This window comes from Vagococcus sp. 211 (assembly GCF_056322705.1).
The window spans coordinates 390963-408547 of sequence record NZ_CM150475.1 but is presented as its reverse complement, the minus strand read 5'-3'; the positions used below and the strand labels follow the sequence as shown (position 1 = coordinate 408547).

At 37.3% G+C, this 17585-nt stretch carries 15 protein-coding genes and 1 tRNA gene; 1 reads left to right on the top strand and 15 read right to left on the bottom strand.

Annotation, left to right across the window (positions count from 1 at the left end; genetic code table 11):
* Window positions 1-38 precede the first annotated feature (38 nt).
* From thiI to ACVWM0_RS02075, 3 genes are all read right to left on the bottom strand, one after another.
* Window positions 39-1256: a tRNA uracil 4-sulfurtransferase ThiI gene (gene thiI / locus ACVWM0_RS02085; RefSeq protein WP_476473000.1), complete on the bottom strand. Its 1218-nt coding sequence runs from the start codon at window positions 1254-1256 to the stop codon at window positions 39-41.
* Window positions 1257-1267: 11 nt separating this feature from the next.
* Entirely contained in the window at window positions 1268-2416 is a 1149-nt protein-coding gene (locus ACVWM0_RS02080; RefSeq protein ID WP_476472999.1) for a cysteine desulfurase family protein, read from the bottom strand.
* Between the two features lie 119 nt (window positions 2417-2535).
* Window positions 2536-4260 carry a septation ring formation regulator EzrA gene (locus ACVWM0_RS02075; protein ID WP_476472998.1) on the bottom strand — a complete coding sequence of 575 codons (1725 nt, stop codon included), beginning with the start codon at window positions 4258-4260 and terminating at the stop codon, window positions 2536-2538.
* Window positions 4261-4575: 315 nt separating this feature from the next.
* Between ACVWM0_RS02075 and ACVWM0_RS02070 the strand changes: the two genes are divergently transcribed.
* Window positions 4576-5250: a hypothetical protein gene (locus ACVWM0_RS02070; protein ID WP_476472997.1), complete on the top strand. Its 675-nt coding sequence runs from the start codon at window positions 4576-4578 to the stop codon at window positions 5248-5250.
* A 45-nt stretch (window positions 5251-5295) separates the two neighbouring features.
* On the opposite strand, the gene ACVWM0_RS02065 is transcribed toward ACVWM0_RS02070, so the two are convergent.
* From ACVWM0_RS02065 to ACVWM0_RS02010, 12 genes are all read right to left on the bottom strand, one after another.
* On the bottom strand, window positions 5296-6126 hold the full coding sequence (locus ACVWM0_RS02065; protein ID WP_476472996.1) for a MetQ/NlpA family ABC transporter substrate-binding protein: 831 nt from the start codon (window positions 6124-6126) through the stop codon (window positions 5296-5298).
* Between the two features lies 1 nt (window position 6127).
* Window positions 6128-6811 (bottom strand): methionine ABC transporter permease, encoded by a 684-nt coding sequence (locus ACVWM0_RS02060; RefSeq protein ID WP_476472995.1) that lies wholly within the window; start codon window positions 6809-6811, stop codon window positions 6128-6130.
* A complete protein-coding gene (locus tag ACVWM0_RS02055; RefSeq protein WP_476472994.1) occupies window positions 6808-7533 on the bottom strand; it encodes an ATP-binding cassette domain-containing protein in 726 nt (241 codons plus the stop codon). The genes ACVWM0_RS02060 and ACVWM0_RS02055 overlap by 4 nt, the downstream gene beginning before the upstream one ends.
* Window positions 7530-8561, bottom strand: coding sequence for a lipoate--protein ligase (locus tag ACVWM0_RS02050; protein WP_476472993.1), 1032 nt, complete (start codon window positions 8559-8561; stop codon window positions 7530-7532). Before ACVWM0_RS02050 ends, ACVWM0_RS02055 begins: the two co-directional genes overlap by 4 nt.
* 185 nt (window positions 8562-8746) lie before the next feature.
* Window positions 8747-9256, bottom strand: a complete 510-nt coding sequence (locus tag ACVWM0_RS02045; protein WP_476472992.1) for a pyrophosphohydrolase domain-containing protein — start codon at window positions 9254-9256, stop codon at window positions 8747-8749.
* 15 nt (window positions 9257-9271) lie between these two features.
* Entirely contained in the window at window positions 9272-10120 is an 849-nt protein-coding gene (locus ACVWM0_RS02040) for a Cof-type HAD-IIB family hydrolase (protein ID WP_476472991.1), read from the bottom strand.
* 13 nt (window positions 10121-10133) lie between these two features.
* The gene (locus tag ACVWM0_RS02035; protein ID WP_476472990.1) at window positions 10134-10961 is read right to left on the bottom strand and encodes a DUF72 domain-containing protein; all 828 of its coding nucleotides are present in this window, start codon (window positions 10959-10961) and stop codon (window positions 10134-10136) included.
* A gap of 88 nt (window positions 10962-11049) precedes the next feature.
* On the bottom strand, window positions 11050-12045 hold the full coding sequence (locus ACVWM0_RS02030; protein WP_476472989.1) for an FAD-dependent oxidoreductase: 996 nt from the start codon (window positions 12043-12045) through the stop codon (window positions 11050-11052).
* A gap of 672 nt (window positions 12046-12717) precedes the next feature.
* Window positions 12718-12803: transfer RNA gene (locus ACVWM0_RS02025), tRNA-Leu, on the bottom strand.
* A 37-nt stretch (window positions 12804-12840) separates the two neighbouring features.
* A complete protein-coding gene (locus ACVWM0_RS02020; protein ID WP_476472988.1) occupies window positions 12841-13278 on the bottom strand; it encodes a SprT family protein in 438 nt (145 codons plus the stop codon).
* 1 nt (window position 13279) lies between these two features.
* A complete protein-coding gene (locus tag ACVWM0_RS02015; protein WP_476472987.1) occupies window positions 13280-15454 on the bottom strand; it encodes a Tex family protein in 2175 nt (724 codons plus the stop codon).
* A 4-nt stretch (window positions 15455-15458) separates the two neighbouring features.
* Window positions 15459-17567 (bottom strand): hypothetical protein, encoded by a 2109-nt coding sequence (locus tag ACVWM0_RS02010; protein WP_476472986.1) that lies wholly within the window; start codon window positions 17565-17567, stop codon window positions 15459-15461.
* Window positions 17568-17585: the final 18 nt, after the last annotated feature.

The window sequence follows — 17585 nt, the reverse complement described above, 5'->3', positions numbered from 1 at the left end:
ATAAAAAAACTGTCAAATTTCTTTGACAGTTTCCCTTTTTATAATAAATCATCAATGTCTTTGGTTCCTTGATGAAGATAGGAATCATTCACTTTAATTTCTTCTACTGTAATTCCTTCAAAAGCACGTTGAACTAATCCTTCAACGTCTAAGAACGCTTCGTATTTAACAACTTTTTCTAATTTAGGTTTTGTTTTTGGTTCTGGTGGCGCAAAGACAGTACAACAATCTTCAAAAGGTTGAATTGCTAATTCAAAGGTATCAATGTCCTCAGCAATTTTAATAATTTCATTTTTGTCCATTGTGATCACCGGGCGAATAATAGGCGTTGTTGTGACCTCATTGATCGCTAACATGCTGTGCATGGTTTGTGATGCTACTTGACCCAATGATTCCCCATTAATGATCGCCAAGCCGTCACGTTGCTCTCTGATAAGATCTGTCAAACGTAACATAAAACGACGGGTCACTGTCATCCAGTAACTAGAAGGAACGTTTTTCTTGATGGATTCTTGAATTTCTGTGAAAGGAACAGTGATAAATTGAATGCTACCAACGTAAGGTGTTAACTTCACTGTTAAGTCCTTGGCTTTTTGCAGTGATTGTTCTGATGTGTAAGGAGGACTATAGAAATGGACTGCCTCGATTTCCACACCACGCTTCATGCTAAGGTAACCTGCAACAGGTGAATCAATCCCTCCTGATAGCATCAGCATGCCCTTGCCACTAGAGCCCACTGGTAAACCGCCTGGTCCATAAATCGTCTCACAAGATAAATAAGCAGCTTCTTGTCTCACTTCTACTTCCATGCGAATGTCTGGTTGAATCATTTTAACTTGAATGCCCTCAATGCTATTAAAAATAGCTCCCCCAACTTCACGGTTCATCTCATTGCTGTCCCATGTAAACAATTTATCCGATCGGCGACTTTGAACTTTAAAGGTTTTGCCAGGGACGTATAATTCTTTAACCATTTCAATGGCTGTTTGGCAAATTAAGTCTGTGTCTTTTTCAATGCGAATAACTGGTGAGAAACTTTGGATACCAAAGACTTCTGTTAATTGCCCCATCACCCCACGGCTGTCTGAGCCATTCAGAATTAGATGCATGCGGTCACGGTCTCCGCGAATTTTTACGTCTGGGTATTCATGTAGCACTTGCTTCACGTTATAAGCTAATTGATTAATAAATAAACGTCTGTTCTTACCTTTTGTCGATAATTCACCGTAGCGAATCATGATTTCTGTGTGTTGCATGGTATCATCCTTTACTCTGTTATTTTAGAAAATTTATCGTATAATTGTTTGAAAATAATGAGGAATTGCTCCATCTCCATCATGGTGTTTTTTTCATCTAAGCTAACTCTTACGGCTGTTTCTGCTTTTTTACCAGGTACACCCATACGACTTAGCGTACTACTTGAGCTTTTTTTACGACTTGAACAGGCACTGGTTGTTGAGATAAAGATTTCTTTATTCTCAAAGGCATGGACCAACACTTCTCCTCGAATGTCTCTGATGCCAAAACAAATGATATGAGGAGCTGAATGATCGCCTTCCGTTGAAAACACGGTTACTTTTTCATAACCATTCAACGAATCAATTAAGTAGGTCTTCAAACGTTCCATTTGTGTGACTTTCAACTCCATGTCCTCAAACAGCAAGCGACACGCTCTAGCACTACTTACAATGGCTGGTAAATTCTCTGTCCCACTGCGGTAATTACCTTCTTGTCCTCCACCTGCTAATAAAGGGGCTAACTTACGGCCTTCTTTCCAATAAATAAACCCTGTTCCTCTTGGTCCATGAAACTTGTGGGATGAGAAAGTAGCAAAATCAACACGGGGGGTTAACCATTTTTCTGTGGGTATTTTCCCTACCGCTTGAACCGCATCCACATGGTAATGAATGTTCGGATAACCTTCTAACATCTCACTGATTGCTTTAATAGGTTGTAAACTCCCCACTTCACTGTTCACCACAACTGTTGAAATGACAATCGTTTCGGAGGTGATAAGGGATTCTAGGGCATCAACTAGTACCACACCTTCTGAGGAAACAGGCGCAATAGACACCTCAAATCCTAAACTTTCCAATTGCTTAGCTGTCTCTGATACCGATGGGTGCTCTACAGCTGAAATAATGATATGTTTACCAAAGGTTTGTTTGACCATGGCACTGCCCTTTAATACCCAGTTGTTTCCTTCTGTTCCACCACTTGTAAAATAAATTTCTTTAGGCGATACACCTAATTGATTAGCAATCTGTTCCCGCGCTTTTTCTAGTAAGACATGAGACTGCTCACCCAACCGATGCAAACTAGAAGGGTTACCAATAAATCGTTGGCTTGTTTTTACATACGTATCTAGTACCATAGGATGCATACTAGTCGTTGCACTATTATCAAAATAAATCATGTGATTCACTCTTTCTTCAAAAATTCATGTTTCATTATAACACGTTTGCTTTCTTTAACTTCAACTGATTCCAATTTAACACAAAAAAAGAATGAAAAAAACAGTAGACGAGCTACTGTTTAGATCATGTTCTCTTTATTATTAAAATAATATTTTCTAATGCGTTCAGTCGCTCCAGGCTCAATTCTTTCAATGGCTTCAGAAATAACATCTAAAGACTCATCGTATTGATACTCTCGAGAGAATAAACTTAAACTTCGATCAATCGCATTTTTGATTTCTGGATGAGAGAAACGGAAGCGGTTAGCGTACTGAATCATTTGCTCTGTTAAAGCGGCACTATCAATTAGTCCTTCTGTTTTGTTAGTTAATGTTAACACATCTTCCTCACACAGTGTCACTAAACGATCGATTTGATTCATATCTATTCTAATCTTGTTAAGTTCTCTACTTAACTCCTCAATTCTTTCACCAGTTACAAAGAAGAATTCTAAGTAACTACTTGGTATTCCAGGTAAGCGTTGCTTTTCAATATGTCTTTTTAACATACGCAACTCTAGTTCATAGTCATCAATTTTGGTAATAGCTTCGCGTTCTCTTGGTGCTAATTTTTTGATTGAACGGTTTGCTTCCATTTGTTCTTCTTCAATGTCCTCTAATTGTGCTAGACTTTCGCGATAGAAGGCAGCGACTTGTGAAAAGACTGCTTCTTTATTTGATAGTTTGTCATCTGTTGCATCGAATGCTTTTTGCATTTCTTCCATCTGAGCTTGGAAGCCACGAACCATACCTAATTCGTTGTTGTTCAGAATATAACTTTGTGACACATGGTCTAGTTCAATCATTAAACGGTTATTGTTTTCTTCCACGTGTGCTAAGAAACTCACGACTTTAGCTTTATGTTCTGTCACATAAGCACGTGCGCTAATTTCCTTTTCCATCACATCGTACAGTTGATCGATTTCTTTAGCAATTTCCACGTTTAATTTTTCAACATTTTCAACTTCTAGTTTTTCTAAGTTTAAAAGAGTTGAATGAACTTTATTTTCTAGTTTTTCAACGTTTGTGTTCACGACATCGTTCTCAAAGACATAGTTGTCTTTAATCAACGCTTCATAACCATCTTTGATTTCTTTTAGTTGTCTTGGGAATACCTTATCTAAGGTCTCAAATAATGGTGGTACTGTGTCAATGACCTTTTGAATGTCATAAGTTCTCTTTTCTGCTTTCTCTAACACTGTTCTAGCTTCCATTGGGTCGCCAGCTGTGTTTAGAGCAACAAATTGTGTAAAATCTCGTTCAATATTTTGAATTTGTTTTTCAAGTTCTTTATAAGCAACGCCATATTTGTCAGCATCTGATGTTACCGTCTGACTGATAGCTTCGTACGCGTCTAAGGCTTTTTGTACGGCTTCAGAGTTACGTTTTTCACTGTCTCTAAGGTCTTTTAAGCCTTGTCGAATGTCTTTAACTTCTGATTCCATTCCTTTTAATGTATCGTCTGCGTTTTCAATTGCTTCTTTCACTTTCATTAAACGAAACGTTTCGTTTAAATTTTCAATTTCAAATATTAGGCTTTCTAATTCAGCGAAAGAGATAGTAGAAATGTCAATCCACTTTTGGTTCCATTCTCTAAATGTGTTTTGACTTTGGCCCACTAAGTGCATCTTTTTAACGTCATCAACTTCTTCTAATACTGGTTGATCGAATAACGCAAGTTTACGTTCTTCTAATTCCTCCAGTTGACCTTGATTTTTTCGTCTCATATAAAACGCCACCAGATATAATCCAGCTGCTATGATGATTACGATTAATAACATCCATAACCAAAGTTTAGTATTCATGAAATTTCCTCCATATAAAAAATAATGTTGTGACCACTACCCTTTCATTTCACCAGAAAAAAACAGTTTTCAACACGTCCTATTGGAATATAGTGAAAACCTGTTATTCGCGCAATTAATCTGTTTATTTAGAAAATTTACATCTAAGAAAGATTATATCACATTCATACCTTTGTATCACTAAATAATTATTAAAAAAACACTTTAACTTAAAATATACGACAATCAACCAATCTATAACTATCGTTTTCTTATTGACTTTTAGTCTAAGCTTACGTACGATAAATAAAATCGATACAACAAGGAGCGCTATAGATGAATCCATCCCTTTCCAGTGACTACTGGACCCTTTCTGAAACCATGATTCACACGTGGTTCCCTTTATTAGTTTTAGTTCTGTTATTTATTGTGTTTGGTTTTATTTTAACCTTATTCTACAGTACTAAAAGCAAAAAAATAGTGACTATCGTTTCTTTGACTTTACTCACACTCGGTATCTTACTCATTGGCATAGGCAACTATTATGTCACGACTTATACCGATTATGTTTCTTATCAATCTGTTAATAACCGCAACCGCCGAGCTAAATTTTTAACAGCGGAAGATACCTCTTCTGCTAAGCATGCTAATCTAACCTATGATTCCCTCATCAAAACGGATCATTTACCTTTTTATGAGTTAACAGAAACGGTCCAACAAGATACTACCTATTTAGGCCAAAACGATTATTACTACTTTTTTTCTATCCAAGATCAAGTAAAAAAAATCGACAACAAGGAAGAGCGGGTTATTTTCTTAGATGATGCCACACGCACACAGCGACTAACTGCTACAGCTCATCTCACAGACATGACCTATGAGGCTATTGGCTTCTATTCTAAGGTAGGTCCGGTTACCGTTAGCATAACTGTGCCAAAAGAGGAAGAGCCTACTTCTTATGACCCCGGACGACCTGTACCGACACTTTCTCTAAGCGCTGATCCTTTATAAAACAAAAGCCGATGAATAGATTATTCATCGGCTTGTTTATCCTCATTAGAATGCTGGTGTTAATGTGTCACTGTGATCTTTTTCTAAGAAGTCTTTTACTTCTTTACTTGTCATTGCTTTTTTAAGAGCTTTGATTTTTTCTGAATCTTTGTTGTCTTCTCTTGCTACTAATTGAATGGCAAAACGCTCGTCAATGTTTTTCTCTAAGAATAAAGCATCTGTTGGTTTCAAACCAATTTTAGCAATATAAGTTGGGTAGTTATAAACTAAAGCCACATCTTTTTCATCGTAAGCCTCTGCTAAGTTTAATAAATCAATCGATAAAAATTCTAAGTCTTTAGGATTTTCTTCAATATCTTTCAACGTTCCTTGGAAACCAACGCCATCTTTCATTGTAATTAATCCTTGATCGGCTAACATCGCTAAAGCACGGCCCTCATTTGACACGTCACTTGGGATAGCTACTTTTGCTTTTTCTGGGATATCTTTTACATCTGTGAATTCTTTAGAATAGAACCCAACTTTAGCATTGTAAATTTTTTGGATTGCTACTAATTTAGCGTCTTTTTCTTGATTAAATTTCATCATATAAGGTTCATGTTGAGCGAAGTTCGCATCAACTTCTTCATTTTTCAATAATTCATTGTATTGGATGTTGTCGTTAACTTGAACTAATTCAACTTTCCAGCCATCTTTTTCAGCTACTTTCGCTGCTACTTCAACAACGTCAGTCATAGGTGTTGCTTGAGACGCTACTTTGATTACTTTATCTTCTTTACTTGTTGTTTCCGTTGTCGCTGTTTTTTCTTGGTTTCCACAAGCCCCAAGACCAATCATTAATCCTAATAAACCTAATGCTTTAATACTTTTTTTCATGTTATTTTCCTACTTTCCTTTTATCTAATCGTGTTGCTATATTCGTTCCAATCATTTGAATACTACCTACAATAACTATCATTACCACAATTGCAAAATACATCACACCATATTCATACCGCTGATAACCGTATCTAATCGCAAAGTCTCCAATGCCACCACCACCAACAACGCCCATAATGGTAGAATAAGAAACCAAACTAATTAACATGGACGTGACAGCTAAAACCAAACCACTTCGAGCTTCTAACCACAAAAAATGGTAAACAAGCTGGGGGAGGGTTGTCCCTAAAGAATCTGCTAATTCCAAGGTTTCTTCTGGGATATCAAGTAACACTTGTTCCACTAGACGGGCATAGATAGCAATGGCCACAATGCTCAGTGAAAAAGAAGCCGCAATCGGACCAAAGGCTGTCCCAAACACTATCCGTGTTAGTGGAATTAAAGCGACAACCAGTAATAAAAACGGAAAGGAGCGAATGACATTCACAAAAACATTCAGCCCTCTTTGTAACCAAATATTTTCATAGACACCGTCTTTTCGGAGTAAAAACAACAGAGTCCCTATAAGGAGTCCTATCAAACTTCCAACCAACATACTAATGCCTATCATTTGCCCTGTTTCTTTTAATGATTTTAACAACTCTGGTGTGTAATACTTAATCATTTCGATGTTCTCTGTCATGAGGTTAAACTCCTTACTGCTTTTTCTTTGTAGCTCATCTCTCGTTGTTCTGAAGACACTTGAGAGATAGCTACATCAGCAATAAGTTGCCCTTTGTCCAACACTAGACTTCGGTCACATAAGTATTTCACACTTTCTAACTCATGACTCACAAAAATAATCGTTGGTTTCAATTGGGCATGAATCCGTTTCAATTGATCCAACAATTCATACGTTGTTCCTTCATCTAATGCACTTGTGGCTTCATCTAGAAGCAATACCTTTGGTTCGCGGATTAATGCTCTAGCAATGGCAACACGTTGCTTTTGCCCCCCACTTAATTGGCTTGGATAATCGTGCAATTTATCCTTTAGACCGACCATTTCTAATAACTCTATGGCTTTCTCTTTGTCTTTCCTTTTTAGTAACGTCAAGGGTAACAATACATTATCTAACACCGTTAGATTATGCAGTAAATTGTAATGCTGAAAAATCATTCCCGTTTGATTTTTTATTAATTGACGTTGACTCTTGGTGGCTGATTTGGTATTAATCCCAAATAACTCTACTATCCCACTGTCTGGTACTAACATTCCATTTAATAACTTAAGTAACGTTGATTTACCTGAACCACTTTCACCAACAATTCCAACTATCTCACCTGGTAACACTTCAAAAGTAACGTCCTGAATAGCAAAAGACTCACTCTGGTATTTCTTTAATACATGCTCACATCGAATCATTCTGTCTCCCTCGATTCTGTCAATACTTCCAACAACTGCTCTGGTTGTAGTCCTGACACATACAGGGAAAGATTCAAGGCGTCTAATTCAGCCACACTATCCTTTGAATAAAGAGAGAATCCTTGTAATTTTTCTTCCAATTCACTTACAGGTTTTTGGCCAAAAAAATCGCCTCTTAAAGATATAGCACTGAGTTTACCTTCCACAACAGACCATTCGGCATGTATTGTTCCAACACCATCGAAATAGCGTCGTCTTTTCAATGTAAACTCTGGGGAAGCACCATAAATCCAAGCGTCATTACTGTAAGTCCTCTCCATTAAAGCCTCTATGCACAGCTCATCTTCAGCTGTTAGATGAATTTCCTGGCGAGATAAGCGTTGTTTATCTGTTGTCCCCATTAATTCGGTCACCAAGTAATCTCTAAACATCTCAGTGGTCATTTCTTGATATTGACTCTCTAAATAAGGTTTTATATTGGTTACTCTGGACTTAACAGATTTAACTCCTTTAGAAGCTAATTTTTCCTCAGAGACGGTTAATAAGTCTGGCAACACGTCTAAATCCACATCAAACAATAAGGTCCCATGGGAAAACATTTTTGTCCCCTTGGTATACATTGCATTGCCCGATATTTTTTTTTGACCAATCACCATATCGTTCCGACCCTCTACCCTAATATCTGAAACACCTAACTTCTTAATAGCTTTAACGATTGGCTCTAAGATAGATGCATAGTGGCCAAACGTTTTGGCTTCTTTATCCAAGATATAACTAAAACTAAGGTTACCTAAATCATCATAAACTGCACCACCGCCAGACATCCGTCTACTTAATACGATATTTTTCTCTTTTAATTTATTTATATTCACTTCTTCATACACACTTTGATTTCGTCCCAGTATGACGCATGGCTCTTGGATATAAAACAAGAGGACTGGTTGATTATAATCTTTTTCATTCATCAAGTAATATTCAGTGGCCAAGTTCTTACGAATATCACGACTTTTCATTATGTGAAATAACACGCGGACTCCTCCATTTCTTTTGTCGACAGAACCATAGTAATGAATAACACCCTAAAATAGCAAAAAAAGAGTGCTTTTCTGTCTTTCAACAGTTGCTCACTCTTTTCTCTTAATTAGCTAAAACCCTTTAATAATCGTGTTTTTCACAAGTTATTATTCATTTAATTACCATATAACAAAAAACATTATTGTTTTTGTTTCTCCATCTGTCCTTTGATTTCTGCTTTAATTTTGCTTTCAGGTGCAAAGTCTTTTTCCCAGTTTTTTGGTTTTAACACTTTTCCTGTTTCTGGATGATAATGAGCTTCCCCATCAGGAAATACTTTTCCCATATTCGCCTGGTGTACAATGTCAAAAATAGGTTCTGGATGAATCCCCATCATAACAAAAGAACCATACGTGAAGTACAACAAGTCAATCAAAGCATCCACTTCGTCCGTTAATGTGTCTACAGGGGACTGCTTTTCTTTAAGCTTGTTAGATTCTGTCTCAAGTACCTTTTGAAGGTACGTCACACTTTGATCGAACCGGTGGTGATCCCCTTCACTGGCTGCATATAATAACTCAAGAATTTCTTCTAATTTAAACCCTGCTCTGTATTCAGCTGTTTCAACAGGTAATGCGGCGATTGTCTTTTGTTCCACAGGATCAAACACTCGGTGAAACTCTGCCACTTGTTCGTAAGCTTTTTTCATAGTTACCTCTCCCTATCACCTAACTAACTCAAAATGCTGCAATGCTTTATAAATCCCATCATCATCATTGGACTCTGCGACGTAATCAGCTATGCGCTTCACATCTTCTTCCCCATTTCCCATAGCCACACCTATCCCAACACCTTCAAGCATCTCAAGGTCATTCCAACTATCACCAAAGGCCATGGCTTCTGATAAAGAAAGACCGTAATGATCAAGTACCTTGGTAATTCCCACTAACTTTGAGCCACCCTTAGGAATAATATCTACAGCATAGGGGTTGGAACGGGTAAACTTGCAGTCCGGAAATTGCGTCTCTAATGCTCCCTGTTCAGAAGGCGAGCTGAGTAAGACACATTGATACATAGGTTCTGAAAAAATTTCTCTTGGCGTCTTCACCTGTTCTTCTTTAGGACGAATGATTCGTCGTATCTTTTGTAAATTTGCTTCTAACTTAGGAACTGTCACTTTTAGCGGTAACAGGTTATGCACTTTTTTGAGCCATTTAACTTGTCCCCACTGTAAGGATTTACTGCCATAATACCGTTCTCGTCCACCAAAAATAATGTGTCGTTGTTCTTTTTCTGTATAACGACCTAAAGCTTCTAAGGTTTCAACGGAAAAATAATGCTCATAAATCCCTGTCTCATGAGAAAAACATAACTGACCATTGTATAAAACATACCCATCAAAGGGTGTGCCTTTCAATAAGTCCTCTGCACTACTTGGTCCTCGACCTGAGGAAATAAAGCACTTAATTCCTTGCTGATGCAACGCTTCAACCCCTCGTAAAGTAGAAGCTAATATTTCCCCTCGGCTATCTAAAAAGGTGCCATCTATGTCAAAAAATACAGCTTTTATCATTGTCTAACTCCTCTCAAAATAAAGTTAATTGGTTCGGGTTCAATCCTGTATAATCAATCCCTAATAATTGTTTCAATGTTTGGCTATTGGGTGCTGCGTCTCCATCTGAATTATTATTAAAAATAATCACAGGATCCTTTACAGGAAAATCGTTCAAAATCGTAGCAAACTCTGTCAGTTCTGTTTCTGAATAACAGTAGAGATTGCGTTTGCGTCGCCAGTCTCCTGACTTATCTCGCCAATTCCCTTTATTCCTACCATGCAACCTGAGATAAACAAAAGACTCATTGGTAATGACCGGCACAAAAGGAACCGAATGAATCGGTACTTGGGGTTGGTCCACAATAACAAGAGAAAAAGCCATTTCTCTCATAAAATGAAATAAATCCTCTCTAAAGTCTTCTTTATACCAACTGTCATTCCGTAACTCTATGGCTATCATATCATGTGGAAGAAACGCGCGTATTTTTCGCAAATACTGAACATTCTCTCGTGTACAATTGAAATAACTAGGAAATTGAAAAAGAATAGCACCTAAACGCTGATTGTCTCTTAAGGGGGCTAAAAAAGAGGAAAAAATGCGATACATCTCTTTTTCACTTTCATAGGCCTCTTGCCAGTCAGCGTGTTTGGTCATCCCTTTATAAGCTTTCACAATAAATTGAAAGCCGTCTTGGGTTTCATTGACCCATTTTTCACTCGTGCTTGTTCTTGGAATGCCATAGAAGGACGTGTTCAGCTCAATGATAGGATAAAAGGAGGCATATTCACTCAACGTCAGTTCGTCTTTATTTAACAAGCTCCCATGCTCTTTGAATGTAGTTAATCCTATCTTTATCATGCAATCCATCCTTTTTTCTTGAATTAACTTTTATTATACCATTCCTAAAAGAGAGTTAAAAAAATAAAGACTGTCTAAGAGACAGTCTCTATTTTTTATGATTCGTTTCTTTGTTTTTGATTTCAATAATGGTTTTAATTTCTGTTTTCTTCTTGATGTTACTAATATAGCCTCCTGCGACTGTTGCAGCAATTGCTCCATCTGCGACAGCTGTTACGACTTGGCGCAGTTCCTTTTCTCTTAAGTCTCCCGCTGCATACACACCTGGAATGTTTGTTTCCATTTTGTCATTGGTGACAATGTACCCACGACTGTTGCAGTCGATATGATCTGAGACAAAACTGGTATTCGGATAACTCCCTGCAAAAATAAACATGCCGTAAGGGTTCTTTTTATGGCTTTTATCAAAAATAAGTTCTTCTCCTGTTTGACGGTTAACAAAGACCAACTTGTCCATGCCTTCGTCCCCAGCCACTTCTTTGATTTCAGTATGATAATAAACATTCACTTTGTCGTGATCTTTGGCTAAATTAGCTGTGGCTTTGGCACAACTAAAGTCCTCATCACGTATCATCACGTTCACTTTTTTAGCAAATTGAGATAAATAAACAGACTCTTCAGCAGCAGCATAGCCACCACCAATAATAAAAATTTCCATTTCAGCACAAGAAGCACCGTCACATGTGGCACAGTAAGTAATCCCGTTTCCAGTGTATTCTTTTTCTCCTGGAAAACCTAGTGTTCTCTGTGTGGTACCTGTTGCAATTAAAACAGCATACGCTTTAATTTCATTGCCTTTTGAATCTGTTAGTACTTTAACGTCTCTCGAAAAATCTGTTTTAATGATTGTTCCTGTTTGGAACACACAACCAAAATCCAATGCTTGTTCTCGCATTTCTCTAATTAATGCTGGTCCACTTGCTTCTTTGATACCTGGATAGTTCACAATCAAAGATGTGGTACTTGTTTGACCTCCGAATGAATCTTTTTCAATGATAATTGTGTTTAACAAACTTCTACCAGCATAAACGCCTGCTGATAAAGCCGCAGCTCCCCCACCTACAATAGCTAAATCATAAATCATTTTCCTTATAATCCTCCAGTATATGAATAGTTGTGTTTGATTTTTCTTCTCTCATTCGCTTTTCTTTAAAAACCGAACGTTCAATCAACCACATCCTAGCAAAATTATTTTTTCTTGTCAAAGCTATTTTCCTTGTATTTCCCTTATAAAAACACGGTATTAAAGGTATTTTAAACTTTAATAACCCCGAACGTGTTGAAATAACTTTTATCTTTTAACTCTCTCATTTAAAAGCGAGTTATGCACATATCAACAGAGTTATCCACAACATATAGTATTTGTTCTTATTTTGTTCTTACTATATCTTGTATGCCTTCTTTTCAACCCCTTAACACATGCTCATCTATACCAATTATTCAATGCTACTCTCATTAATTAAAGTATTTTTTACCAATCACGATATAAAAATAAATAGTTCGTCTAATCCTTCCTTTTTTTCTCATTTTTCCGAATGATTCAGTATAGGCCAAATTTTTGCCCCATTCTCCTTATTTTGTCCCACCTAAGGATGCACTCTGCTTTTTTACAAAAATTAAATAACACAAAAAAAAATTTACAAAAAAATATAAGTAATAAATACCTTTTGTTATAGGTATTTATTACTTATATAAAAAACATAGAGATAACATGACATAACAAAAAAAGTTACTCTAGATAGAGTAACTTTCTGTATGCGAGAAAAGGGATTCGAACCCTCACAGAAGAATCCTTCTACAAGGCCCTCAACCTTGCGCGTCTGCCAGTTCCGCCATTCTCGCTAGTGATAATAACACTAAAACTATAACGTTTAACGACTCACTTGTCAATACGTTTCAGTCTACCACCACAAGGACAGCCATACTTAGTAACGTTGACTTGCCGTTGCCGCTTAAATTCCTTCTGACAACTTAAGCAAGAATAATATAACCATGTCGCTTCTTTTAATGGTGGTGCGTATCTGCTCCCACCTGTGATCTTTAGTAACTGTTTGAACGCTTTGTCTTGATGCTTGTAGCCTTTTCCTTCAAGGTGCAAATGGTAATGACACAACTCATGAATAATGACCTTAACAAGCTCTTCTTCACCGTACTTTTCCATAATTTTCGGATTAAAATCCAAATGGTGGTCAGCTAAATGATAGCGACCACCAGTGGTTTTTAATCGTGAATTATAGATTGCTTTATGTTCAAAGGGCTTATTAAAGTAAGTCAAAGACACTTTTTCAACTAGCTCTTGTAATGACTCGTTCCTCATACTAATCTTGCGGTTTACCTAACATGGTTAAGGCAATTCGTTGTTTTTTCAGATCAACTTCTTCAATCCATACTGTCACAACATCCCCCACCGCAACAACGTCTGTTGGGTGTTTAACAAATTGTTGGCTCAATTTGGATATGTGAACCATACCATCTTGTTTGACTCCGATATCTACAAAGGCGCCAAAATCTACCACGTTTCTAACCGTTCCTTGTAATTCCATACCGACTTTCAAATCTTCCATGGATAACACATCTTGTCTAAGCAGTGGCCCTGACATGTCATCTCGCATGTCTCTTCCTGGTTGGATTAACGCAGCAATTGCATCTTCAAGGGTTGCTTTACCTACCTCAAGCTCGTCACTCATGCTTGTGGTATTCACACCTACTAATGCGTTGCGTGCTTCTTCTGTCCCTAAGCTTGTCACGTCTAATCCTAAAATATCCAGTAAACGATTGACCATTTTATAACTTTCAGGATGAATCCCTGTGTTATCTAAAATGTTATCCCCACTTGGTATTCTCAAGAAACCAACTGCCTGTTCAAACGCCTTAGGCCCTAATCTTGGTACTTTTTTTAGTTCTTTACGGTTTGAAAATTCGCCATTTTCGTCTCTGTAGACAACAATGTTTTTAGCCGTTGTTTTATTCAAACCAGAAATATGTTGTAGTAACTGCTGGCTCGCCGTATTAACGTCGACACCCACTTGGTTAACTGCTGTTTCCACCACAAAGTCTAATTGCTCTGTTAAGCGTTTTTGAGAAACATCGTGTTGGTATTGGCCAACACCCACGGCTTTTGGTTCAATTTTAACAAGTTCTGCTAAAGGATCTTGTAGTCGTCTAGCAATACTAATCGCGCTACGTTCTTCCACTTGTAAATCAGGGAATTCTTCACGCGCCACAGCACTTGCTGAATAAACAGAAGCTCCTGCTTCGTTAACCATCACATAAAAGACCTCTCTGTTTAACTCTTTTAGATGTTCTGATACAAATTGCTCTGATTCACGACTTGCCGTACCATTCCCAATAGCAACCATGTCTACTTTGTATTCTTCTACAAATGTTTTAAATTGGGTGATAGCATCTGCACGTTTTTGTTGTGCTGCTGGTTTATGTGGATAAATAACCGTCACAGCTAATAATTTCCCTGTTTCATCCACAACCCCTAGTTTACAACCTGTTCGATAAGCTGGGTCAAATCCTAAGACCACTTTCCCTTTTAATGGCGATTGCAATAGCAAGTTACGCAAGTTCTCACCAAAAATATCAATGGCTTGTTGGTCTGCTTTTTCTGTTAATTCACCACGTAATTCCCGCTCAATAGAAGGTCCTATGAAACGCTTATAACTGTCTTCTATGCCTCGTTTAACACATTCTTCTGCGCCACTGCCGTCTTTTGTAATCAGCTGTTTTTCTAAATAACCTAAAATACGTGATTCATCTAGAGCAAAAGCGACTTTAATCACGCCTTCTTTTTCACCACGATTCATCGCTAATATTCTATGAGCTACCACACGTTTAATCGGTTCTGAATAGTCATAATACATTTCAAATACGCCTTTTTCATCTTTGCTTGCGTCTTTTTCACTTGCTTTGATGACAGCATTATTCCAAGTATATAAACGGATCCATTTTCTAAACTCTGGGTCATCTCCAATTTTTTCAGCAATGATTTCATGTGCGCCATCCATCACGTCAGTAACAGTCGTTATCTCATTGGCTTCGTTAATATATTTTGAGGCTTCTTCCTCTACTGAAGGCGTTGTTTCAAGACGAAGTAACCATTCCGCAAAGGGTTCTAAACCGTTTTCTTTCGCAATCGTGGCTTTGGTTCTTCTTTTTTGTTTGTAGGGACGGTATAAATCTTCCACTTGTTGCATTTTTGTCGCTTTTTTAATGGCTTTTTCTAAGTCTTCTGTTAACTTATCTTGTTCAGCAATTAACCTTAAAACTTCTTCTTTTCGTTTGACTAATCCTTCTAGATATTGATAACGTTCTTCAATTTCACGAATTTGAACCTCATCTAGACTTCCTGTCATTTCTTTACGGTATCTCGCCACAAAAGGAACCGTATTCCCTTCGCTTAAAAGGGTTAGGACAGTGAGTAACTGCTCTTTTCTATAACTTGTTAATTCTTTTTCTAATAATTTAAATGGCGCGGTTTCTTGCATAATTTTACTGATTCTCCTCATTTATAAAATACTTGTCGATGTATGATGATACTTTTAAATAATAGGTATCTAGGTACACAGATAAGGCGCTGTACGCTTCTAATAATAACAGCGTGTCCTCACCCATTGTAACTGATTTACGGCTAAATAGGGAAGCTTTTACATCTTCGTCTAGAATCTCTTGAAAGTTTTCCACATCTTCAATATAAGGCAAGCACAATTTTAAAAAGCCTTGTTTATGATCAATACTGTCCAACTCATAAATTTGGTTCCATCTGAAGTTTAAGAATCTCAGTTCAGAGACACATTCTTTGAATTGTTTTGTCGTTAATCGAACTTGTTTAAATCCTGCCGTTTCAGCTATATCGAACAAATGAATAATGTCATCTTCTTCTTCTTTTCGAGTGTCCAAGATGGATTGAGTCAATTCCTCAATCTCAACTTCTGTTTTAAAAGGATCTGATTCATAGATAGCCTCTTCTTTATCGTGTGAAAGTGCCCATGTTTCGGTGTGCTCATTCTCCTGCCTCTCTGAATCAAAAGTAGTTGATGCTATTAACTCTGTGCTCACTTCTTGTTCTGGCATTTGAGTCAGCAAACTCTCTATTCTTTGTTCTGCTACTTTATTTGCTTGTGTTAATTGCCTAATGGTTTCATCCAGTTGAAGGTATTCTGCATTTTGCTTGTTTTCTTCTTCTTGGGCACTCGCTGCAACTTCTGACATATGGTAACTCATCATTGCTTGTTCTTCCCTTAGTTTTTCTAACTCATCTTCTAAGGTAGTCACTAGTCGCTCCAAGAATGACTTCTGTTCATCGGACTGAGAGAGTATCATTTCTTTTTCTTGTAGTTGAATCTCTAAATAATCTCTGTCTGCCTCTAAACTGACTCGTTTCTCTTTCTCTTTTTCATATCTGTTTTCTATTTCTTGCTTTTCATGCCGTGCTTGATGTTTATTTGTGGCTTCTAACAAGGCTTTTTTCTCAGATTCTTTTAAAGTGTTTTCTAAGGTGTTATAGTCAGATTGAACTTTTTCCACCAAATGATGTTGCTTAACTTCTAATCGTTCTAGTGCCTCTTCCAATGCTTTATTGGCCATCTCTACTCTTTTTTTGTTCCCTAACTCTTCAGATAGCCGTTCTTTTAGACTACTCGTTTCACGTTCCAATTCGGCTACTTTTTCTAATCGCTGATGATCGACTTGTAACTCACTGACTCTAGTGGTCAATAGTACATTGGCCTTGTCTAGTTCCCTATTTAAGGCTTCACTTTTCAATAATTGTTGTTCAAAACCATCTCGTTGTCTTATCAACATCTCTTGGTAAGCTTCTTGTTTTCTTAACAACTGCTCTAATTCAGTGAGTTTCCCATGATACTCTTTTTGAACATTTTCTAACGTCATTTCCCACTGTCTTTGCCCCGCAACTAATTTATCATTCGTTGTGGCATAAGAAAGTGCCTTGTCCTTCATTAGTTCTATCTGTGCGTTCTTATTTTTTATTTCTGCTTCTAAGTATTCCAGTTGTTCTGTCATACTGGTTGTAGGTCGAATCGTGTCATTCGCTTTCTTTTGTTTCAATGCGTTTTCAAGCATCTGGTCTTTCCGTTCTGTTTCTTTGTTTAATTTATCAATGATTAAACTTTGTGATAACAACTTATCCTTTAATAAATTTACCTCAACAGGTTCTCTTTGTTCCTCGTCTAGAAGCGTGAATGAGTTAGTTTCTGTGATTGTTCTTTCTGTCACCTTATTCAAACAGTTACCCATGCTTACCGTAGCATGGGTCATCACAAGACGAATCTCACTACTTTCTAAATGTTCTGCCACTTCAAAAGTAATAAATAATTCTATATTATCTGAACTATCCTGTGCTTTTACAAACGCTCTGAGTACCGGGTAGTTTGGTAAGCATTGTGCCCAATCATTCAACATCACTTTACACGCAACAAGTTGATACTCTTTTTCTAACCCTCTAGATGCCCAACTTAATGTCACTTGATTTTTAGTCGTGTCCCCTGTCGTATTTGATACTAGAACAATATCATTAGTAGATGGTTTGTAACGTTCTCGTTTGAAAATACGACCATTTATTTCGTAATCTCTCTCACTCATGTGTTTTCTCCTTATTTC